Here is a 22157-nt window from a genome sequence, read left to right on the forward strand (position 1 = left end):
GAGGCACGGGTGAGCCAGCCGAGCGCCGCGCGCACCGCCGACCACCGCACAGAACCGGGTTCCGGGCTGTCCCGCCGGGGACTCCTCGGCACCGGAGGCGCCCTCGCCCTCGGCGCCACCGCCACCACCGTCACCGGAGCCACCCTCGTCGGCACACCCGCCCCGGCTGCCGGCAGGCCGAGCGGAAACCGTGCCCCGACCGGACTGCTCACCTCCCTGCTGGACGATCCACTCGGGATCGCCGCCGAGCACCCCCGGCTGAGCTGGATCGTGCCGGAGCTGGTCCGGGCACCCCGGCAGTACGCCTACCAGGTGCAGGTCGCGCACACCGCCAGCGAACTGTCCCGCCGGGGCGGTGTGGTCTGGGACAGCGGCCGGGTCGTCTCGGCCGACTCCACCGCCGTGCCGTACGCCGGGCCGGCGCTGCGACCCGGCTCGGTCTACCACTGGCGGGTGCGTACCTGGGCGGACCCGAAGCGGGTCTCGCAGTGGTCCGCGCCGCAGCGGGTGGTCACCGCCGCCGGGGACACCTGGGTGGCCGAACCCATCTGGGCACCGGACGGCACCGTCCGGCTCGGTGACGGCAGCTTCGAGGTGTCGGTCACGATCACCTCGGTTGCCGCCAGCCTCTGGTTCCGGGCCCAGGACAGCGCCAACAACTACCTCTGGCAGCTCCGGGCCGGCAGCCCCGGACTGCTGCGTACGCACGTGCAGCGCAACGGCAGCTACACCGTACTGGCCGACAAGCCGCTCACCGAGCCGGTACCGGTGGGCAGCCCGCTGCGGCTGCGGGTCGAACTCGACGGCTCGACCATCCGGACCTACCTCGGTGACGTGCTGATCGACACCACAGTGGACGACACGTACGCCGCCGGCAGCATCGGGTTCCGCAACGGGAGTACCGAGGCGCAACGGTTCCACTCCGCCAGGTTCACCGACCCGACCGGCGCGGTACTCGTCGACGAGGACTTCTCGACCGGTGCCGGGGTCTTCGCCCCGGGCGGCACCGTCGACGGCGGTGACCTGGTCGTCAACCGTGGACAGTCGGTGCTGGCGACGCTCGGCGAGAGCAACGACTGGGCGCTGCTGCGTACCGAGGTGGTGCTCCCCGGCAAACGGATCGCCGCCGGCTACCTCTACGCCACCGGGCAGTCGCCGGAGCCCGCCCGGCAGTACGTCTACCAGCTCCGGGTCAACGACGAGATCGTCGGGGTCGGCCCGGTCCGGGCGATGGCCGGCGAGGCCCGGTACGCCACGCACGACGTGACCCACCTGCTGCGGCCCGGCCGCAACGCGATCGCCGCACTCTGCTACTCGACCAGGGAACGCGGCTTCCTCGCCCAACTCGTGGTGGTCCACACCGACGGCACCCGGCAGGTCTTCGGCACCGGCACCGGCTGGCGGACCCGTCGGGCCGGGGCGTGGCGACCACCGGCCGGTTTCACCGGCGGCGGCTACTACCAGGCGCCGCAGGAATATCTGGATGCCCGTCGCGAGCCGGTCGGCTGGACCCGCGCCGGGTTCGACGACTCCGGCTGGCAGCCGGCGGTCGGCGCCCCGCTGACCCGGCCGCTGGCACCGGCCTGGGTCGGCAACATGGCGTACCACCACCTGCGGCCGGTCGCGGTGCACCGGCTCGAACCGGGGCGCTGGCTCTTCGACCTGGGTCGGGAGGTGGTCGGCGGAGTGCGGCTGTCGGTGCGCGGGGTCGACGGGCAGACCGTCGAGGTCCGGCTCGGCGAGGAGCGCACCGAGACCGGGGCCCGGTACAACCTGCGGGCCGGGCAGACCTACCGCGAGGTCTGGACCCTGCGGGACGGCTGGCAGCGGCTCGAACACTGGGGGTACCGGGGCTTCCGCTGGATCGAACTGGTCGCCGATCCGGGACTCGACCTCTCCGAGGCGGTCGAGGCGGCGGTGCTGAAACTGCCGTGGCGGGACGGGGACGCGTCGTTCGCCAGTTCCGACCCGGATCTGGACCGGGTCTGGGCGATGTGCCGGTACTCGATCGAGGCGACCCGGCAGGACCTCTACCAGGACACCCCGACCCGGGAACGCGGCCCGTACGAGGGCGACGCGATCATCAACCAGCTCTCCGAGTACGCCACGCAGCGGTCGTACGCGCTGGCCCGGTACTCCACCTCCTACCTGGCTCGGCGGCCGACCTGGCCGGCCGAGTACCGGTTGCAGACCGTGCTCACCGCCTGGCAGGACTACCTGGCCACCGGTGACCCGTCGAACCTGGCCGCCGACTACGACCACTTCGTCGACCGGCAGCTCGACGAGGCGCTCAACGCCGCCGGGCTGGTGGAGAAGAATCCGGGCAGCTCCAGCCAGGCCAACGCCGACCTGGTCGACTGGCCGGCGAGCAACCGGGACGGGTACGTCTTCACCCGGGTCAACACCGTGATCAACGCCTGGCAGTACGCCGCCTTCGACGCACTGTCCCGGATCGCCGGGGTGCTCGACCGCCCCGCCGACCAGCAGCGGTACGCCGAACTGGCCGGCCGGCTGCGCGCCGCGCTGAATGCCGAACTGCTCGACCCGGTCGCCGGCGCCTACCGCGACGGGGTCGGCACCGGCCACCGCGCACAGCACGCCACGGCGTTCCCGGTGGCGCTCGGGGTGCCCGAGCAGCAGCACGTCCGGGCCCTGGGGGAGTGGTTGGCGGCCGGCGGGATGCGGGTCAGCGTCTACGGGGCGCAGTTCCTGCTGGAGGCGCTCTACCGGGCCGGCCTGGCCGATGCCGCGCACCGGTTGCTCACCAGCCGCGAGCAGTCCTCCTGGCTGCACATGATGGACGACCTCGGCGCCACCATCGTGATGGAGGCGTGGGACCCGTCGATCAAGCCGAACACCACCTTCTCGCACGCCTGGGGATCCGCGCCGGCCAACATCGTGCCCCGGTTCGTCGCCGGGGTCCGCCCGCTCGCCCCCGGTGCCCGGGAGGTGCTCGTCGCACCGCAACCCGGCCCGCTGCGCTGGCTGCGCGCGACCGTCCCGACGGTACGCGGCCCGGTCCAGGTCCGGCTCGACCGGCGCTCCGGCCCGCAGCCGGACCAGGAGTCCCCGGCCGACCAGGAGTCCCCGGCCGACCGGGCGTCTCCGGCAGGGCGTGGGGCCGGCGGGCAGCTGTCCGTGACGCTGCCGCCGAACGTCACCGGGCGGATCGAGCTCGACCTCGCCCAGTTCGGCGTCTCCGAGCCCCTGAAGGTACGGGTGCGCTCCGACGGGCGGGCGCCGGAGCGCGCGGTGGCCGACGGCCGGCTCGTGCTGACCCGGGTCGAGCCGGGCACGACAGCGCTCACCTGGCCGGACCGACACTGAGCAGCCCTGGCCAGCCCCAGCACCGAAACCCGTCACCGCCAGCCATCACCGAAACCCGTCCCGTCCCGTCCCGGCCAGCCCAGCACCGAAACCCGTCCCGGCCTGAGAAGGAGCGCCACATGTCACGACGCCGACGATCCGCCCGGCTGAGGACCGCCCTGGTCGTCACCGCCGTACTCGTGCCGGGGAGTGTGCTGGCGGCCGCGCCGCCGGCACTGGCGACCCGGGGACACGCGCCGGGCACGCCCGCCGGCCTGACCGTCGACGACCGGGTACGGCCGTTGAACGTCGAGGGTACGCCCCGGTTCGGCTGGCTGCCCCGGGACAGGGACCCCGGCGAGACGCAGACCGCGTACCGGTTGACCGTCTCGGCGGCCGGTGGTCAGCTGCTCTGGGACTCCGGCAAGGTCCACTCGGCGCAGCAGTCCTACGTGCCGTACGGCGGACCCGCGCTGGCACCCGGCGCGGCGTACCGCTGGACGGTGCGGACCTGGGACCGGACCGGCCGCAGCTCGCCGGCCGGCAGCGGCAGCTTCGAGACCGGCATCTCCGACGACCAGTGGGAGGGGGCGAACTGGATCCGTCGGGTCACCGGGGACGCCGACGACTACACGCTGGCCCGTACCGAGGTGTCGATCGGGCGTAGCAAGGTGGTCCGGGCCCGCGCCTACACCGCCGCCGACCACACCTACGAGCTCTACCTGAACGGCCGGCGGGCCGACCGGGGCACCTCGTTCGGCTACCCGGGTGAGGACTACTACCAGGCCGCCGACGTCACCGACCTGGTCCGGGCGGGCAAGCCGCTCGCGATAGGTCTCCGCTACCACTGGTACGGCAGCGGCCAGGGCCGTCCCGCCGGGGCACCCGGCGTACTGCTGAAGCTGGTGGTCGAGCACGCCGACGGCACCCGGCAGGTGATCGTCACCGACGGGTCGTGGCGGGTCGCCCGGGACGGGTTCTTCCCGGCCGGATCCGGTCGGCGCAACGGCGAGGGGGACCGGATCGAGCGGCAGGACGCCCGCGCCGAGATCGTCGGCTGGACCGCGCCCGGTTACGACGACTCCGCCGCGCCCTGGGCGCCGGCAGTGGTCGTCGGGGCGCATCCGACGACGCAGTACCCGCGCCTGATCGGCCAGGAGACCCGGCTCGCCGAGCGGACCATCCGGCCGGTCGCGCTGAGCACCGCCGCCGACGGCACGGTGGTCGCGGACTTCGGCGTGGTCGTCCCGGCCCGTCCGGCGGTACGGTTCGACGCCGGTGTCGCCGGCCGGACGGTGCCGATCAGAGCCGGCTACAACCTGAACCCGACCACCGGCCGGGTCGAGACCTCCACCCTGCTCTCCCAGGGCACCGACATGAGCTTCCCCTACACCCAGAAGGACGGGGAGCAGGAGTTCCGGGCCTTCACCCATCTCGGCTTCCGCTATCTGGAGATCCCGAACGCGGGCGAGCCGATCGACCGGAACGACGTCTCGGCGGTACTTGTGCACACCGACACCCCGGCCGGTCAGGAGGGCAGTTTCCGCAGCTCCGACCGCACCCTGAACGAGGTGTGGGAGATGATGAAGCGCTCGGCGATCTATTCGGTGCAGGAGGCGTTCGTCGACACGCCGACCCGGGAGAAGGGGCAGTTCCTCGGCGACGCGGTCGACATCTCGTACGCCACCATGGGCGCCTTCGGCGAGCGGGACGCCACCCAGCAGGCGATCCGGGAGTTCCTCTACTCCGCGAAGCGCTTCTGGCACACCGGCAACGACCTGGGCCGCTACAACGCGGTCTACCCGAACGGGGACGGCAAGCGGGACATCCCCGACTACTCGCTGATGTTCGTCGACTGGGTCTGGCGCTACTACTCCGAGACCGGGGACGTGGGCCTGCTCGCCGAGGCGTACCCGGCGATCCGGAACACCGCCGACTACGTGCTGCGGCACGTCCCGGCCGACGGGCCGACCGCCGGACTGGTCACCCGACTCTCCGGCGGCAGCGGCGCCTACCAGTACGGCATCGTCGACTGGCCCGAGCCGGGCCGGTTCGGCTACGACATGAGTGCCGCCGCCCGGACCACCATCAACGCCCAGGGCGTGGACGTGCTGCGCACCGTCGCGCGGGCGGCCGAGGCGCTGGGCCGGCCGGCCGAGGAGGCGGCCGGTTACCAGACCCGGGCCGACGCGCTCGTCGAGACGATGAACGCCAAGCTGCGCCGCCCCGACGGTGTCTACGTCGACGGCCTCACCGCCACCGGTGAGCAGAGCGCGCACGCCGGCCAGCACAGCACCTCGTACGCGATCGCGCACGGGGTGGCGCCGGAGGCGGACCGGCCGGCGCTGGCCGGGTACCTGGCCTCGCTGGGCATGAGGCAGGGGCCGATGACGGCGCACTGGCTGCTGGCCGCGCTCGGCGAGGCGGGCCGGTCCGATGCCGTACTCGACCTGCTGACCAACCCGGACGACCTCGGTTGGGCGAACATCCTGGCCCAGGGCGGCACGTTCACCTGGGAGGCCTGGACCCTCGACCCGGGCACCAACTTCAGCCAGTCGCACGGCTGGGGTGCCCAGGCAGTGGTCGACGTGCAGGAGACCCTGCTTGGGGTGCGCACCGCGACCCCGGGTGCCGGACGGGTCGACGTCGTGCCCCCGGCGACCGGCCTGTCGTACGCCAACGGCACGGTGCACACCCAGCGCGGTCCGGTGACCGTGGACTGGCGACGTACCGGTGCCGGGCTGCGGGTCGAGTTGGAGGTGCCGGTCAACATGACGGCCCGGGTCGCGCTGCCGGTGGTGCCGGGCAGGTCCTACCAGGCGGCCGGGCCGAGCAAGGCGACCTTCGTCGGCGTCGAGGACGGCCGCGCCGTCTTCGAGGTCGGATCCGGCCGATCCATCTTCAACCCGACCGGCCGGGCACACTGACCACTTCCTCCCGGGACTTCGCCGGTTCCTTCCTGGGACTCTGCCGGTTCCTCCCGGGACGCTGACGGTCGCCTCAGTCGAGGTCGGAGAGGCCCAGGAGATCGCGCAGTGCGGCTTGCCCGTTCGGGGTGAGCCGCACTGCGCGGCCGGACCCGATCCGGGCTATCCACCCGTTGCCGAGGAACGTCTCGCAGAGCCTCGCCCCGGCCGCCCCGGCGAGGTGCTGCCGTCGCTCCGTCCAGTCGAGACATCCGCGCGCGAGGGGACGACCGCCGGACCGCAGGACATCCGGACGCACGCCGAGCGTGTCGGTGAACCAGCCGAGACCGGCCGGAGTGAGCGCGAAACCGCCGCTCTGGTCCAGCAGTCCTGCCCCGGTCATCGCGTCGGTCACCGCGACGCCGAGCCGTCCGGCGAGGTGGTCGTAGCAGGTCCGGCCGCGCCGCAGCGCCTCGCTCGCGGTCGCCGACCGTAGCCCGCGCGGCGGGACCGGGCGGGGGTCGAGCCGGGCCACCAGACTTTCCAGCAGGTGCGCGACCGAGGGGTCGGCGAGCTGGACGTACCGGTGCCGCCCCTGGCGCCGCTGCACGAGCAGGCCGCCGTCGACGAGGCGGTGCAGGTGCTCGGTCGCGGTGGAGGGCGCGACCCGGGTGTGCGCGGCCAGCTCACCGGCGGTCCACGCGCGCCCGTCGAGCAGCGCGAGACAGATGGCCGCCCGGGTCTCGTCGGCCAGGAGACCGGCAAGCGACGCCAGGTCCGAGGCGGGGATCACCAGGCCAGTCTAGGCCGGGACACTTCGGCCGCCGCCGAACCGTTCCGGCCGTACGTTCCGGCTCATGCAGCAGATCAGTGGCGATGACGCCGCCCTTGCCGTCCTGACCGACCCGGTCTTCGTGGTGCCGCCCGTCCCGCCCGCCTCCGCCGGTGTCGCCTGGCTGCGGGCCACGGTCGGCCGGTTCAGCACCGGGGAGGCGCACCGGCGTCGGCGGGCGTTGTCCGTCGCCATCCTGGACGCGATTCCGCCCGAGGTGCTCCGGGCCAGCGCCGCAGCGCATCCGGTGGCCGTCCTCGCCCGCGAGATGGGCATCGAGGGCCCGGTGGTCGAGTTGGTTCGGGAGGTCGCGCAGGCGTACCAACCTGGCACCGGTGACGAGACCCGGGCCGACATCGCCGTCGACCGGCTGGTCGCGATGCTCGGCGGTGTGCCTGACGAGCCAACCGCGGCCCGGATCGGCGTACTGGTGCAGGCGTGCGAGGCCACCGTCGCGCTCACCGAACGGGCCCGGCACCGTCGGGTCGAGGACGTGCTGCGCGACCAGCCTCCGGTCCCGGTTACCCGGCGGCAGGCGCTGGCCACCACCACCGTCGGCGGCGTCACCGTCGAGGCCGGCGAGGTGGTGCGGGTGAGCCTCGCCGGTGAACTGGCCTTCGGCGCCGGGGCACGTCGCTGCCCCGGCCGCGCGCACGCTCTCGCCCTGGTCGAGGCGGCCCTCCGATGACGGCCCCAGACCGCACCCGACTCCGCGCCGACCCCGACAGCTCCACACGTCGGACCGTTCCGGCCCCTGTGTGGAAATGACTCGACATCAAGTTTGGTTCAGGTCATAGGGTCGGGCCCATGAGCGCGATCCGGGGGGACCGTAAGACCTTCTTCCAGCTACTGGGCAACACACTGCTGGTGTCGGTGATCAACTACACCGTCTGGTTCGCGATCACCTTCTACGTCTACCTGGAGACCCGCTCGGTCTTCGCCACCGGCGTGATCTCCGGGATCTTCCTGGTGCTGACGGCGCTGACCGGCATCTGGTTCGGCAGCCTGGTCGACCACCACCGGAAGAAGACGGTGATGCAGGCGTCGGCGGTGGTGTCGCTCGCGCTGTACGCCGTGGCCATGGTGGTGTACCAGCTCGCCCCGAGGGAGTCGTTCGGCGACCCGGCGAGCGTGCCGCTGTGGACGCTTGTCGTGCTGGTGATGATCGGGGTCATCGCGGGCAACATCCGGACCATCGCCCTGCCGACCCTGGTCACCGTGCTGATCGAGGAGGAGACCAGGGACCGGGCCAACGGTCTGGTCGGCAGCACCACCGGGGTGGGTTTCCTGGTGACGTCGGTGATCAGCGGCGTGCTGGTGGCGATCGGCGGGATGTTCTGGGTGCTGGTCCTGGCGCTGGCGGTGATCGCGCTCGCCGTGCTGCACCTGGCCCTCGTCCCGGTGCCGGACCGGCCGGCGGTCCCCGCCCCGGTCCCGGTCCCGGCGGTGCCCGGGGAGCCGCTGGTCACCGCCGAGCCGGCGGCGCCGTCGAAACGTACGGTGGACCTGCGGGGCACCATCCGGGTGGTCAGCGAGGTGCCGGGGCTCACCGCCCTGATCGCGTTCTCGGCCTTCAACAACCTGCTCGGCGGCGTTTTCATGGCGCTGATGGACGCGTACGGGTTGTCGCTGGTCTCGGTGCAGACCTGGGGACTGCTCTGGGGCCTGTTGAGCACGGGCTTCATCGTCGGCGGTCTGCTCATCGCCCGTACCGGCCTGGGCAGGAACCCGATCCGGCTGTTACTGCTGGTCAACCTGGTGCTGTGGGCGGTCACCATGCTGTTCCCGCTGCGCTCCTCGATCATCCTGCTCACCGTCGGGCTCTACGTCTACATGCTGCTCGTGCCGTACGCGGAGGCCGCCGAGCAGACGATCCTGCAGAAGGTGGTGCCGTACGAGCGGCAGGGCCGGGTCTTCGGCTTCGCGCAGAGCGTCGAGCAGGCCGCCTCGCCGCTGACCGCGTTCCTGATCTCGCCGATCGCACAGTTCGTCTTCATCCCGTTCATGACCGACGGGGCGGGTGCCCGGGCGATCGGCGGCTGGTTCGGCACCGGTGCCGACCGTGGACTCGCCCTGGTCTTCGTGTTGACCGGCATCGTCGGGCTGGTCGCCACCGGGCTGGCGCTGCGCAGTCGGCCGTACCGCCGACTGAGCCGGCGGTTCATGGCCGGCGCGGCCGGGACGGAGCCGAGGGAGCCGGAGCTGAGCGAGGTCACCCCGTAGCGGTTGCCGCAGGCCGGCCCTGCGTCGCCGGTGGCGCGGTGAACTGGCCGGATGTGGCCACCGTCAGGCATTGAGTCCCGGCCGGGCGGCTGGTCAGGATCGTCTCAACGTCCGTCCATTGAGACGCGTCGCCAGCCGTGCGGAAGTGGGGAGTCGGCCATGTTGCTCAGGATGTCCCGGTCGGGACTGTCGGGGGTGCTGGCGCTGCTGCTGGCACTGCCGGTGGCGGCGGTCGCCGGACCGGCGCCGGCCGCCGCGCGAGGCCCGGATCCGGCGCTGACGGTGGCCGGCCTGACCACCGAGCGGGCGACGAACCCGATCGGGCTCGACACCGAACGGCCCCGGCTGGGCTGGACGATCGACTCCACCCGGCGCGGCGTGCTCCAGCACTCCTACCAGGTGCGGGTGGCGAGCAGCCCGAACCGGCTCGACCGGCCGGACGTCTGGGACAGCGGCCGGGTCACCTCCCGGAACAGCACCCTCGTCCCGTACGCCGGGCCGGCGCTTCAGCCGCGCACCCGGTACGCCTGGCAGGTGCGGGTCTGGGACGCGACCGGTCACGCCTCCGACTGGAGCGAGCCGGCGTACTGGGAGACCGGGGTCGGCGGGCCGGACGGCTGGCAGGGCGACTGGATCGGGCTGGCCCCGCCGACCGAGTCCTGGGTGGACTACACGGTGCAGGCCACCGTCCGGGTGGAACGGGACGCGGCCGGGATCTTCCTCCGGGCCAGCGGGGCCGGCAACGCCTACATGTGGCAGTTCTCCATCACCAACGGCAGCGCGAAGCTGCGCCCGCACGTCCGGGTCAACGGGGCGTGGACGCTGCTCAAGGAGGTGCCGCTGGCTGCGGTCGTACCCGCGGAGAAGCTGACCGCACCGCACACGCTGCGGATCGCGGCGGCGGGTGACACCTTCACCACCTGGGTCGACGGGGTGCAGGTCGACGTGACCCGGCACGCCGCGCACCGCGCCGGCTCGGTCGGGCTGCGCACCTCCACCCAGGAGGCGGCGGTCTTCGCCGACTTCTCGGTGACCAGCGGGGACCGGACCCTCTACGCCGCACCGCTGACCGACGGCGAGAACCCGTTCGGCGCCGGCACCCCGACCGCCGACGGCCTGCGGGTCAGCGGCGACACCGAGACGATGCTCGCCGCACTGGACGCGAACCCGCTGCTGCGGCGCGGCTTCCGGGTGGCCGGCGAGGTGGCTCGGGCCCGGGTCTACGCCAGCGGGCTCGGCGTCTACCAGCTCTCGCTCAACGGCGAACGGGTCGGCGACCACGAGCTGGCCCCCGGCTGGACCGACTACGCCAAGCGGGTGCAGTACCAGAGCTACGACGTGACCGGGCAGCTCCGCTCCGGCGACAACGCGTTCGGGGCGATGCTCGGCGACGGCTGGTACTCCGGCAGCATCGCCTGGTTCGGCACTGACAACTACGGCCCCCGGCCGCTGCTCAGCGCCGCCCTGGTGATCGACTACGCGGACGGCCGGACCGAGACGGTCCGCACCGACGGTTCCTGGCGGGCGACCCCCGGACCGTTCCTGCTGACCGACCTGATCCACGGCGAGACCTACGACGCCCGCCGGCTGCCGGCCGGCTGGGACCGGCCCGGCTTCGACGACTCCGGCTGGTCGGCGGCGACGGTCGGCGGCGACGGCGGGGCCACCGCCCGGCTGGTCGCCCAGGTCGACCCGCCGGTCCGGGTGACCCAGGAGCTGAAGGCGTTGGCGCTGACCCAACCCACCCCGGGGACCTGGATCTTCGACCTCGGGCAGAACATGGTGGGCAAGGTCCGGCTCAAGGTGGCCGGCCCGGCCGGTACGACGGTGCGGATCCGGCACGCCGAGGTGCTCAACCCGGACGGTACGGCGTACACCGCGAACCTGCGTACGGCCAGGGCCACCGACCTCTACCGGTTGCGCGGCGGCGACCCGGAGGTGTACGAGCCGACCTTCACCTTCCACGGCTTCCGCTACGTCGAGCTGACCGGCTTTCCCGGCACCCCCGACCTGGGCACCGTGACCGGCCTGGTGATGCACACCGACGGCGAGCTGACCAGCACGTTCTCCACCTCGAACCCGATGGTGAACCAGTTGCACAGCAACATCACCTGGGGGCAGCGCGGCAACTTCCTCTCCATCCCGACCGACACCCCGGCCCGGGACGAGCGGCTCGGCTGGACCGGCGACATAAACGTCTTCGCCGAGACCGCGACGTTCAACATGGACAGTCTCACCTTCCTGACCAAGTGGCTGGCGGACCTGCGGGACGCGCAGTCGGCGAACGGGGCGTACCCGGACGTGGCGCCGAGGGCCTGCTGCGGCGACGGCGCCACCGGCTGGGCCGACGCCGGCATCACCGTCCCGCACGCGCTCTGGCAGCGCTACGGCGACACCCGGGTGATCGAGGAGCACTACGACTCGATGGTCCGCTACGCCACCTGGCTGGAGAACACCAGCTCGGGACAGCGGCGGACCAACGCCGGCCCGTACCTGGACTGGCTGAACCTGGACGACCCGACCCCGGCCGGGGTGCTCGCCACCGCGTACTACGGCTACAGCATCCGGCTGCTCGGCGAGATGGCCGGCGCGATCGGCCGGACCGCCGACGCGCAGCGCTACGAGGCGCTGTCGCAGCGGATCACCGAGGCATTCACCGAGGCGTACGTCGCCGCCGACGGCACCGTGCAGGGCGACAGCCAGACCGGGTACGTGCTGGCGATCGGGATGGACCTGCTCCCCGACGCGCTGCGCCGCAAGGCCGCCGACCGGCTCGTCGCCAACCTCGAACGGCACGACTGGCACCTGGCCACCGGCTTCCTCGGCACCCCGGACCTGCTGCCGGCACTTGCCGACACCGGGCACCTCGACGTGGCGTACCGGCTGCTGCTCAACGACACCTACCCGTCCTGGGGTTACGAGATCGGCAAGGGTGCCACCACGATCTGGGAGCGGTGGAACTCGATCATGCCGGACGGCAGCTTCGGCGACGTCTCGATGAACTCCTTCAACCACTACGCCTACGGCGCGGTCGGGGACTGGATGTACCGCACCGTCGCCGGCATCCAGCCGGACCCGGGACAGCCGGGCTACGCGCACCTGACAATCGCGCCGCGCCCCGGCGGCGACATCCGCTCGGCGAAGGCGTCGTACCGGTCGATCCGCGGCACCGTCGGCACCGACTGGCGACTGGACGACCGGGGACAGCTCCACCTCGCGGTCACCGTGCCGGGCAACACCACGGCCACGGTACGCATCCCGGCAGCCAGCCGGCACGCGGTCACCGAGGGCGACCGGCCGGCGGAGCGGGCCGACGGGGTACGGTTCGTCCGGCTCGACGGCGGCGACGCGGTCTTCGAGATCGGCTCCGGCAGGTACGCCTTCGCCGTCGACCGGGTGCTCGGCGACCTGGGCGAGGCCGCCGACGCGGTCGCCGAGGCGGCAACCGTCGCCGACCAGGTCGCCGGTGAACTGCACCTGTCGCTGGCGATCCAGTTGCGGCTCCGGCTCGCCCGGCTGACCGTCGACGTGGCGGCCGCCCGGCTGGCGTACCGGTACGGCGAGGGTGACGCGCGGGTGAGCGGTGCCGCAGTACACCGGGCCCTGGCCACCGGCGCCGACCTGGACCGCTGGCTGGAGACCCAGGTGCGGGCCGGGCGCATGCCGAAGGCGGTCGCGGACAGGTTCGCCGCCCCGTTGACCCGACTCGACAAGCGGCTCTCCGCCGCCTCGTCGGCCCTGGTCGGCGCGGTGGCCCGGCTGGACCTGCCGGTCGGCGAGGTGCTGCCCGGCGGCGTGGTCCGGGCGGCGGTGCTGCTGGAGAACGGCGGAAAGGAGACCCTCACCGGACTGGAGTCCACGGTGGACGCCGGTGACGGCGTGACGGTGCGTCCGATCGGTACCCGGCCGGGCAGTGTCGCGCCGGGCCGGACGGTGCGGCACGAGTACGAGCTGCGCCTCGCCCCCGGCCAAGCCGTCGGTACCCTGTCGCTCACCGCGTCGGCCGGCTACCGCTACCGGTCCGGCACCGCCACCCTGCCGCTGGCCGGCTCGCTGTCGGTGGCGCCGGCCGTCACAGTCGTCTCGGCCACCGCCGAGCCGGCCTCGGTGGCGCCGGGCGGCACCGCCACCCTGCACACGGTGCTCCGCAACCGGTCCACCGTGCCGGTGCGGGGCGAGCTGACCGGCAGCGCACCGGACGGCTGGCGGGTCGAGCCCGGCAGCCGGTCGTTCGAGCTGGCCCCGGGCGCCGAGGTCACCCTGGACGGCACCGTCACCGTACCGTTGGCCACGACCGAGGGCCCGGCCGGGATCACCGTCGCCACCGGGCCGACCGAGGCGGAGCGGCGTACCGTCGAACTGGCGGTCCGGTTCGACAATCCACCGGGTACGGCGCTCGACCACGTCGACCTCGGCGCGGCAGCCTCCGAGCAGGCGCACCGGCTGCTCGCCTCGGAACACTCCGGCACCAATGTCGAGGCTGGACTGACCCGCCGCTACACCGACGTCACCCGTCCGGGCGGCTGGTTCGAGTTCGACCTCGCCGTCGAGCCGGGCCGTCCGTTCCTGCTCCGGGCCGTCGAGACGTACGACAGTCCGCAGTTGAAGGACTACGACGTACTCGTCGACGGGGAGCGGGTGCACGCGCGGGTCTACCAGCGTACGGCCGGTGGCGCCGGCACGGTGAGCTACCAGTTCGTGGTGGACCGGCCGGAGGCGACCGCCGACGGCGTGGTACGGGTGCGTTTCCTGGACACCGGCGAGGGCTACGACCCGTCCATCGCCGACGTCTGGTCGATGCCGCTGCCGGCGGCTCCGCCGCCACCGCCGGCCTCCACGGCCGGCCGATGACACCCCGCCCGGTCCCCCCGGCCCGGCTCACGCGCCGGGGGGACCGGGCGCCGGTGCGTCGACCACCCGATGGGGTGTCGACCACCCGATGGGGGTCGGCTACCCGGTGGGCTGGCCGGCGGGGCGGCGGCTCGACTCCCGGACGACGAGTTCGGGTTCGAAGACCACCTGCTGGTGACGGTGTTCGGTCGGCTCGTTGATCTCACCGAGCAGTAGTTCGGCGGCGGTCTGCCCGAGCCGGTGCCGGGGCTGGCGCACCGAGGTGAGCGGTACGGCCGCGGCGGCGGCGAAGTCGATGTCGTCGTAGCCGACCAGGGCGATGTCCTGGGGTACCCGGATCCGCTGCCGGGTCAGCTCCTGGAGGACTCCGAGCGCCACCAGGTCGTTGGTGCAGAAGACGGCGGTGGCCCGGTTCTCCCGGGGCGCGCCGAGCAGCCGGGCGGCGGCGTCCCGGCCGGCGGCCACGGTCATCGCCGGGGTGTCGAGCCGGGGCAGGTCGCGCTGGCCCAGTCCGGCCCCGGTCATCGCCCGTACCGCACCGGCGTGCCTGTCGCGTACCTGTTCCAGCCCGGCCGGGCCGCCGACGAAGGCGATCCGCTGGTGCCCCGCCTCCAGCAGGTGGCGTACCGCCAACTCGCCGCCGAGCCGGTCGTCCACGGAGACCGAGCAGAGGTCGGCGTGCCGGGACCGCCGGTCGAGCAGTACGACCTGGATGCCCCGGTCGCGCAGCCGGAGCAGTCGGGCGCTGGCGTCGTCGACCGGGGTGATGAGTACGCCCTGTACCCGCTGCTCCTTGAGCAGGTCCAGATAGGCGTCCTCCCTGGCCCGGTCACCGTCGCTGTTGCAGAAGATCACCGCCATCCCGGCGGTGCCTGTGGTGTCCTCGACGCCCTTGGCGAGGTCGGTGAAGAACGGGTTCGCCACGTCCAGCACGACGAGTCCGAGGGTGCGGCTGCGGCCCCGGCGCAGTTGCCGGGCGGCGTGGTTGGGCACGAAGCCGAGTTCGTCGATCGCCGCGAGGACCCGGGCCCGGGTGGCGCTGGAGACCAGGTCGGGTTGGTTGAGCACGTTGGAGACGGTGCCCATCGAGACTCCGGCGCGACTGGCGACGTCACGGATGCTCACCACGGAGGTGTCCCGCATGCTCTCCTCCTCCGCGTTGGCCGGTAACTGAATCGTGTCAAGGATGCCTGGCGGCCCGAACGGCGGGGGGTAGCTGGCCGGATGTGGCCAGCGCGGCGGCGGTTTTCGATGCCTCCAGGCAAGGCGGCGGCGGCGATCGCGGTATAGCTGCTGCCCAGGGCCGGGTTCGGGGGCGAGGAAAGGGCTTACCTCCGAGTAACGATTCGGTAACCGCGCCGAAACGCTTGACCGGCCGGGAAGGCGGCCTCTAGCGTCTTCATCACATTGGGCTGAAACGTTTCATGGCTGGAGGGCCGGATGCCCGAGCGTGCAGACCCGGCTGCGGTGCGGCTGGCCCTGTCCGGCGTACGGAAGTCGTTCGGCGCGGTTCACGCGCTCGCCGACGTACGCCTGGAACTGCGGGCCGGCGAGGTACACGCGCTGGTCGGGGAGAACGGTGCCGGCAAGTCGACCCTGGTGAAGATCCTGGCCGGGGTGCACGCCCCGGACGCCGGAGAGTTGACTATGGACGGTGCGCCGCTGACCCTGACCGGTCCGGCCGACGCCCGGGCGGCCGGGATCGCGGTGATCTACCAGGAGCCGACGCTCTTCCCCGACCTGTCGGTGGCGGAGAACATCTTCATGGGCCGGCAACCGCTGCGCGGCCTGCGCCGGATCGACACCGCGACGATGCGTCGACGCGCGACGGAGCTTTTCGCCCGGCTCGGCGTACCGCTGGATCCGGACCGGCCGGCGCGCGGACTCTCCATTGCCGACCAACAGCTCGTGGAGATCGCCAAGGCACTCTCCTTCGAGGCCCGGGTGCTGGTGATGGACGAGCCCACGGCGGCGCTCTCCGGAGTCGAGGTGGAGCGGCTCTTCGCGGTCGTCCGCTCGCTGCGGGAGTCCGGCGCGGCGATCCTGTTCATCTCGCACCGCTTCGACGAGGTCTTCGCGCTCAGCCAGCGGATCACCGTGATGCGGGACGGGCGGTGGGTCTCCACCGACCCGGCGGAGGACCTCGATGTCGCCGAGGTGGTGCGCCGGATGGTCGGCCGGGAGGTCTCGCAGCTCTACCCGAAGGAGCAGACCGACGTCGGTGAGGTGATCCTCCAGGTCCGCGGCCTGACCCGGCGCGGCGTCTTCGCCGACGTCGACTTCGAGGTACGCCGGGGCGAGATCGTGGCGCTCGCCGGCCTGGTCGGAGCGGGCCGCAGCGAGGTGGTCCGGGCGCTGTTCGGCATCGACCCGTATGACGCGGGCGAGGTGCTTGTCGACGGCGTACGGCTGCCCCGGAGCCGGCCGGCGGCGGCGATGGCCGCCGGAGTGGCGCTGGTACCCGAGGACCGTCGGCAGCAGGGGCTGGTGATGGAGCTGTCGATCGAACGCAACGCCACGCTGACCCGGCGCTGGCCACTGGCCCGGTTCGGCCTGCTCGGCCGGGGCGCGGAACGGGCCGCCGCACAGACCTGGGCCCAGCGGTTGCAGGTGAAGGCGGGCCGGCTCGACGACCCGGTCTCCACGCTCTCCGGTGGCAACCAGCAGAAGGTGGTACTCGCGAAATGGCTCTCCACCACCCCGAAGGTGCTGATCGTCGACGAGCCGACCCGGGGGATCGACGTCGGGACCAAGGCCGAGGTGCACCGGTTGATGTCACAGCTGGCCGGTGAGGGGGTCGCGGTGCTGATGGTCTCCAGCGAGCTGCCCGAGGTGCTCGGCATGGCCGACCGGGTGCTGGTGATGCACGAGGGCCGGTTGGTCAGCGAGATCGCCCGGGACGCGGCGACCGAGGAGTCGGTGATGCTGGCCGCGACCGGGCAGGGAGGTAAGGCGTGACGACCACGACCCGGCCGGAACCGGCGCCGGAGGCCGAGAAGACCAGGGCCCGCAGCGGCGCGGCCGGCGTCCGGCTCGGCCAACGGCTCTTCCTGGCCCGCGAGGTCGGCATCGGACTCGCCCTGATCCTGTTGATCGCGGTGACCACGGCGGTGAACCCGAGGTTCCTCTCCGGACAGGGCCGGCGGGACCTGATGCTCGGCGCGACCATCCTGGTGGTACTCGCGGTCGGGCAGGCGATCGTCATCATCACCCGCAACGTCGACCTCTCGGTCGGCTCGGTGCTCGGGTTGGCCGCCTTCGCGACCGGAAAGCTGTTCCTGGCGATGCCGGACGCGCCGATCGTGCTCGCCCTGCTGGTCGGGATCGGGATCGGCGTGCTCTGCGGCGTGATCAACGGGGCGCTGATCGCGGTGGCCCGGGTACCGGCCCTGGTGGTCACCCTCGGCACCCTCTACGTCTTTCGGGGCATCGACTACTCGTGGGCGGCCGGGCAGCAGATCAACGCCGCCGACATGCCGGCCGGCTTCAAGAACATGGGTACCGCCGACCTGCTCGGGATCCCCCTGCTCGCCCTCTTCGCCGTGGCGGTACTGGTGGTCGCCGGCTTCTACCTGAAGTCCTACCGCAGCGGTCGGGAACTGTACGCGATCGGCTCCGACCCGGCGGCGGCCCGGCTGTACGGGATCCCCGTCGGCCGGCGGGTCTTCGGGGCACTCGTGGTCAGCGGCGGCCTGGCCGGGCTGGCCGGGGTGCTCTACGCGGCCCGGTTCGGCACCCTGGACGCCGCGGCCGGCAGCGGGATCGAGTTGAACGTGGTCGCCGCGGTGGTGGTCGGCGGGGTGGCCATCTTCGGCGGCAGCGGCTCGGTGTACGGGGCGGCGCTCGGCGCGGTGCTGCTGAGCACCATCGGCAGCGCCCTGCCGGTGCTGAAGGTGAACCCGTTCTGGCAGCAGGCGGTGGTCGGGGCACTGATCCTGGCCGCGATCGGATTGGACCGGGCGCTCGCCGCGCGGGTGGCTAACCGGCTTCGAGGAAGGAAGGCCCGTGGCGCCTGAGGGGAAGGGCCGGCCGGCCCGCTGGGTTTCCACATTCGGCACCTGGGACGTACTGGTGATCGTCGTCCTGGCCGTGGTGGTGGTCGGCGCGTCGGTACTGGTCGAGGGTTTCGCCACCGCCCGGTTCTGGGGCTTCCTGTTGCTGGACATCGTCCCGATCGCGCTCATCGCGCTGCCGATGACGCTGATCGTGATCACCGGCGAGATCGACCTCTCGGTGGCCAGCACGCTCGGACTGTCCAGCGCGGTACTCGGCCAGCTCTGGTTGACCGGCCTGCCGCTGGCGCTGGCCGTACCGCTTGTGGTGCTGCTCGGCGCGTTGCTGGGTGCGGTCAACGGGCTCTTCGTCGCCGGCTTCGGCCTGCCCTCCCTGGCGGTGACGATCGGCACCCTGGCGCTGTACCGGGGCCTGGCGTACGTGGTGCTCGGAGACCGGGCCGTCGCGGACTTCCCGATCGGCTGGACCGGCAACTCGATCGAGGCGCTGCCCGGCACGACGGTGCCGTGGGTGGTGCTGCCGCTCGCCGTCCTCGCGATCGGGTTCGGGGTGCTGCTGCACGCCACCCCGATCGGTCGCGGCCTCTACGCGATGGGCAACAACGACCAGGCCGCCACCTTCGCCGGCATCGCGGTGGCCCGGACCAAGTTCTGGCTCTTCGTGGTCACCGGTGCGGTCGCCGCCCTCGCCGGAGTCTTCTGGACGATGCGGTACGCCAGCGCCCGTGCCGACAACGGGGCCGGGCTCGAACTCTCGGTGGTCGCGGCGGTACTGCTCGGTGGCGTCTCCATCTTCGGCGGCCGGGGGACCCTGGTCGGCGTACTCGCCGGCGTACTGCTGCTGATGACCCTGCGCAACGCACTCCAACTCGCCGACGTGCCGGCCGACACCCTGACCGTGGTCACCGGCACCCTACTCATCATCTCCGTCGTCGGGCCGAACGCGGCCGGCATGATCCGGGCGCGGATGCGACGGCGACGATCCGCCGCACCGCCGGTGGCGGGCGCCGGGAGCGCCTGACCGCTGCACCTTCGCACCTCCCACCCGTTGTAGTCCTGTCGATTTCCACCGGCCCGCGATGTGGGCGGTTGTATGTGAAGGAAGGACCGGTATGACCGTCATGCGATCCAGAGGCGTACGGATGGGCGCCGCCGCCGCGACCCTGGCGGCACTGCTGCTCAGCGCGGGCTGCGCCAGCGACGAAGAGGGCACCCCGTCCGGCGGTGCCTCCGCCGGTGGCGGCGGCTCGATCAAGGAGGGGCTGAGCGTCGTCTTCCTGCCCAAGCAGGTGAACAACCCGTACTTCACCGTGTCGGACAACGGTGGCAAGGCGGCGGTGGAGGAGTTCAAGGGCGAGTACAAGGAGGTCGGTCCCTCCGAGGCGAGCGCCTCGTCGCAGGTCAGCTACCTCAACACGCTGACCCAGCAGGGCAGCGACGTGATCGTCGTGTCGGCCAACGACCCGAACGCGATCTGCGGGGCGGTCAACCAGGCCCGGCAGGGCGGCGCGAAGGTGGTCACCTTCGACTCCGACACCAACCCCGACTGCCGGGACATCTTCGTCAACCAGGTGACCGGGCAGGGGATCGCGGAGAACCAGGTCAAGCTGATCTCGGATGCGATCGGCGGACAGGGCAAGATCGCGATCCTCTCGGCGACCGCGAACGCGACGAACCAGAACGCCTGGATCGAGCTGATGAAGACCGAGCTGAAGAAGCCGGAGTACAGCGGTATCCAGCTCGTCACGACCGTCTACGGCGACGACAAGGACGAGAAGTCGTTCCAGGAGACCCAGGGCCTGCTCTCCGCGCACCCCGACCTCAAGGGCATCATCTCGCCGACCACGGTCGGTGTCGCGGCGGCCGCCCGCTATCTCTCCGGCTCGCAGTACAAGGGCAAGGTGGCGCTGACCGGGCTCGGCACCCCGAACCAGATGCGCGAGTTCGTCAAGAACGGCACGGTGAAGAGCTTCGCGCTCTGGAACCCGGCCGACCTCGGTTACCTGGCCGCGTACGCCGGTGCCGCGCTCGCCTCCGGGATGATCACCGGCAAGGAGGGTGACAAGTTCACCGCCGGCAAGCTGGGCGAGTACACGGTCGGCGCCGACGGCGTGGTGGTGCTCGGCCCGCCGACCGTCTTCGACGCCTCGAACATCGACCAGTTCGACTTCTAGGCGCATCCGCCCCGGCGTCGCCGTCGGCCGGTCGACGGGTCCAATCCCGTCGACCGGCCCGGTGGCGGCACCGGGTTCGGCGTCACCGGAACGGATCGGGGCAGGGACGGGCAACACCGCGCGGTGAGGAGGGAGTGGCGCCGTGGCCGTACCGATCGTGCAACGCCATCCACTTGACGACGAGGAACTGGCCCTGCTGCGGCTGCTCGCCCAGGGACTTCCGGTCGACGCGGTCGCCCGCCGGCTGGAGATGTCGGAGCGGACGGTCCGGCGCCGTACCCGGGCGATCTGCGACCGCCTCGGCGTGCCGGCGCCGATCTCCGCGGTGGTCTGGGCGGTCCGGCACGGACTGCTCTGACTGCACGGCCCCGTTCGACGAGAGGGTCCGTGCCGGGCGCCGCCGGGTCAGCCGGAGACGCCCGGCACGTCCTCCGGGACGACCACGTACTGCCGCAGGTAGAGGTCCTGGAAGGTGACCGGGCCGCGTGGCCCCGGCACGTGGTCGACGTTGATCCCGGTCTCCGGCACCCCGTGCAGCTTGAAGCCGTCGAGCAGCCGGGTCGAGGCGTTCCAGAAGATCCCGGTGCCGATCGCGGTGGCGATGAACCGCTCGGCGGCGGCCGGATCCTCGGTCACGATCGTCGCGGCGAGCCCCGAGGTCTCGGAGTTGGCGATCGTCACCGCCTCGGCCAGATCGGCCACCTCGGCGATCGTCACAGTCGCCTCCCGGCCGCTGTCCAGCGCCCACTCGTAGCCGACCGGGTGGTCGTACGGCGGCAGCGAGACGCGTACGCCCAGCTCCGTCAGGGCCGCCTCGAAGCGGGGCACCGCCGCCCCGGCGACGTCCCGGTGCACCAGCAGCAGGTTGACCCGGTTGCAGACGCCCAGCCGGTCCAGGCCGGCGACCAGCAGTCCGGTCGCCCGGTCCAGGTCGGCGGCCGAGTCGACGTAGAGCACTCCGCCGCCGTCGGCGTGCGCCAGCGTACGCACGCCGTGCCGGGCCGCCTCGGCGCCGAGCGAGCGGGTGGCGTCACCACTGCCCCGGAGGATCACCAGCGGAATCAGGTCGGTCTGCCGGACCAGCGCGACCGCGCTCGCCCGGCTGGCGTCCGGCAGCAGTTGGATCGCGTCCGGATCGAGGCCGACGTCGCGCAGCCCCGGGGCGATGACCTGCTGGTGGAGCGCGTTCGCCGAGGCCAGCGCGGCGGACCCGGTGCGCAGCACGCCCGCGTTGCGGGACTTGACGAGCTGGGAGGCCACGTCGACGGTCACGTTGGGCCGGGCCTCGAAGTTCGCCCCGATCACCCCGACCGGGCGGCGGCGCTCGGAGAGCCGCAGCCCGCCCGGCAGCGACCGCAGCGGGGTCTCCCGGGCCGGGAACGGCGCCTCGGCGAGCAGCCGCAACTGGTCTGCCATTCCCTTGAGTCGAGCCGTGTCGAGCCGGAGCCGGTCCTGTAGCGCCGGGCTCATCCCGGCCGCGCCGGCCGCCTCGACGTCCTGCTGGTTGGCGGCGAGGATCTCGCTCTCGGCCGAGACCAGCCGGTCGGCCATTGCCGTCAGCGCGGAGTCGATCACCGAATCCGGTGCCTCGGCCAAGCCGGCCGCCCCGGCCCGGGCCCGCCGGCCGCACTCGGCGACCAGGGCGTGCACGCGGTCGTCCGCTCCGCCCGGGGCTCCGTCGGTCGCCTCGATCGAAACCATCTGCCGGTCTCCTTCGCCGTCCTCGTCCGCCGCCATGCTACGGCCGCCTGGTGGCAGCCACCGAGTCTGGCACGTTTGTTCAACGAGGGAGCAATAGTGTCCGCTATTCAGGACCGCCAGGCCCGGCCCACCGGCACCGGGCGGCACCGGC

General features: G+C 72.5%; 13 protein-coding genes. 10 read left to right on the forward strand and 3 right to left on the reverse strand.

Translation table 11 applies throughout. The features are described from left to right. Window positions 1–9: 9 nt before the first annotated feature. Together CLT71_RS35325 and CLT71_RS35330 are read left to right on the forward strand one after the other, a co-directional pair. On the forward strand, window positions 10–3327 hold the full coding sequence (locus CLT71_RS35325) for a family 78 glycoside hydrolase catalytic domain (protein ID WP_101370923.1): 3318 nt from the start codon (window positions 10–12) through the stop codon (window positions 3325–3327). Window positions 3328–3446: 119 nt separating this feature from the next. Further along, a complete protein-coding gene (locus CLT71_RS35330) occupies window positions 3447–6233 on the forward strand; it encodes a family 78 glycoside hydrolase catalytic domain (RefSeq protein WP_101370924.1) in 2787 nt (928 codons plus the stop codon). 73 nt (window positions 6234–6306) lie between these two features. Here CLT71_RS35330 and CLT71_RS35335 read toward each other — a convergent pair whose 3' ends face one another. Continuing rightward, entirely contained in the window at window positions 6307–7005 is a 699-nt protein-coding gene (locus CLT71_RS35335) for a winged helix-turn-helix domain-containing protein (protein WP_101370925.1), read from the reverse strand. A gap of 64 nt (window positions 7006–7069) precedes the next feature. Between CLT71_RS35335 and CLT71_RS35340 the strand changes: the two genes are divergently transcribed. From CLT71_RS35340 to CLT71_RS35350, 3 genes are all read left to right on the forward strand, one after another. Further along, the gene (locus CLT71_RS35340; protein WP_101370926.1) at window positions 7070–7732 is read left to right on the forward strand and encodes a cytochrome P450; all 663 of its coding nucleotides are present in this window, start codon (window positions 7070–7072) and stop codon (window positions 7730–7732) included. Window positions 7733–7851: 119 nt separating this feature from the next. Continuing rightward, entirely contained in the window at window positions 7852–9267 is a 1416-nt protein-coding gene (locus CLT71_RS35345; protein ID WP_101370927.1) for an MFS transporter, read from the forward strand. Between the two features lie 159 nt (window positions 9268–9426). Then, entirely contained in the window at window positions 9427–14118 is a 4692-nt protein-coding gene (locus CLT71_RS35350) for a family 78 glycoside hydrolase catalytic domain (RefSeq protein ID WP_199187822.1), read from the forward strand. 99 nt (window positions 14119–14217) lie between these two features. Here CLT71_RS35350 and CLT71_RS35355 read toward each other — a convergent pair whose 3' ends face one another. Continuing rightward, entirely contained in the window at window positions 14218–15261 is a 1044-nt protein-coding gene (locus CLT71_RS35355; RefSeq protein ID WP_101370929.1) for a LacI family DNA-binding transcriptional regulator, read from the reverse strand. Between the two features lie 297 nt (window positions 15262–15558). On the opposite strand from CLT71_RS35355, the gene CLT71_RS35360 reads away from it, so the two are divergent. From CLT71_RS35360 to CLT71_RS35380, 5 genes are all read left to right on the forward strand, one after another. Then, a complete protein-coding gene (locus CLT71_RS35360; RefSeq protein WP_101370930.1) occupies window positions 15559–17076 on the forward strand; it encodes a sugar ABC transporter ATP-binding protein in 1518 nt (505 codons plus the stop codon). Beyond that, window positions 17073–18134, forward strand: coding sequence for an ABC transporter permease (locus tag CLT71_RS35365; protein ID WP_101370931.1), 1062 nt, complete (start codon window positions 17073–17075; stop codon window positions 18132–18134). Before CLT71_RS35360 ends, CLT71_RS35365 begins: the two co-directional genes overlap by 4 nt. Beyond that, window positions 18124–19152: an ABC transporter permease gene (locus CLT71_RS35370; RefSeq protein ID WP_101370932.1), complete on the forward strand. Its 1029-nt coding sequence runs from the start codon at window positions 18124–18126 to the stop codon at window positions 19150–19152. The genes CLT71_RS35365 and CLT71_RS35370 overlap by 11 nt, the downstream gene beginning before the upstream one ends. Before the next feature lie 91 nt (window positions 19153–19243). Beyond that, complete coding sequence (gene rhaS, locus CLT71_RS35375; protein ID WP_101370933.1) at window positions 19244–20305, forward strand: rhamnose ABC transporter substrate-binding protein; 1062 nt, start codon at window positions 19244–19246, stop codon at window positions 20303–20305. A 142-nt stretch (window positions 20306–20447) separates the two neighbouring features. Then, a complete protein-coding gene (locus tag CLT71_RS35380) occupies window positions 20448–20663 on the forward strand; it encodes a helix-turn-helix domain-containing protein (protein ID WP_199187823.1) in 216 nt (71 codons plus the stop codon). Window positions 20664–20710: 47 nt separating this feature from the next. On the opposite strand, the gene CLT71_RS35385 is transcribed toward CLT71_RS35380, so the two are convergent. Then, window positions 20711–22006: an aldehyde dehydrogenase family protein gene (locus tag CLT71_RS35385; protein WP_101372057.1), complete on the reverse strand. Its 1296-nt coding sequence runs from the start codon at window positions 22004–22006 to the stop codon at window positions 20711–20713. Window positions 22007–22157 lie beyond the last annotated feature (151 nt).

The sequence above is a fragment of the Plantactinospora sp. CNZ320 genome (assembly GCF_002846275.1).

Excerpts from the sequence above, each read along its gene's own strand:
- CLT71_RS35385 (WP_101372057.1), bottom strand. The coding sequence starts at position 22,006 with ATGGTTTCGATCGAGGCGACCGACGGAGCCCCGGGCGGAGCGGACGAC.
- CLT71_RS35340 (WP_101370926.1), top strand. The coding sequence starts at position 7,070 with ATGCAGCAGATCAGTGGCGATGACGCCGCCCTTGCCGTCCTGACCGAC.
- rhaS (WP_101370933.1), top strand. The coding sequence starts at position 19,244 with ATGACCGTCATGCGATCCAGAGGCGTACGGATGGGCGCCGCCGCCGCG.
- CLT71_RS35330 (WP_101370924.1), top strand. The coding sequence starts at position 3,447 with ATGTCACGACGCCGACGATCCGCCCGGCTGAGGACCGCCCTGGTCGTC.
- CLT71_RS35360 (WP_101370930.1), top strand. The coding sequence starts at position 15,559 with ATGCCCGAGCGTGCAGACCCGGCTGCGGTGCGGCTGGCCCTGTCCGGC.
- CLT71_RS35355 (WP_101370929.1), bottom strand. The coding sequence starts at position 15,261 with ATGCGGGACACCTCCGTGGTGAGCATCCGTGACGTCGCCAGTCGCGCC.
- CLT71_RS35350 (WP_199187822.1), top strand. The coding sequence starts at position 9,427 with ATGTTGCTCAGGATGTCCCGGTCGGGACTGTCGGGGGTGCTGGCGCTG.
- CLT71_RS35345 (WP_101370927.1), top strand. The coding sequence starts at position 7,852 with ATGAGCGCGATCCGGGGGGACCGTAAGACCTTCTTCCAGCTACTGGGC.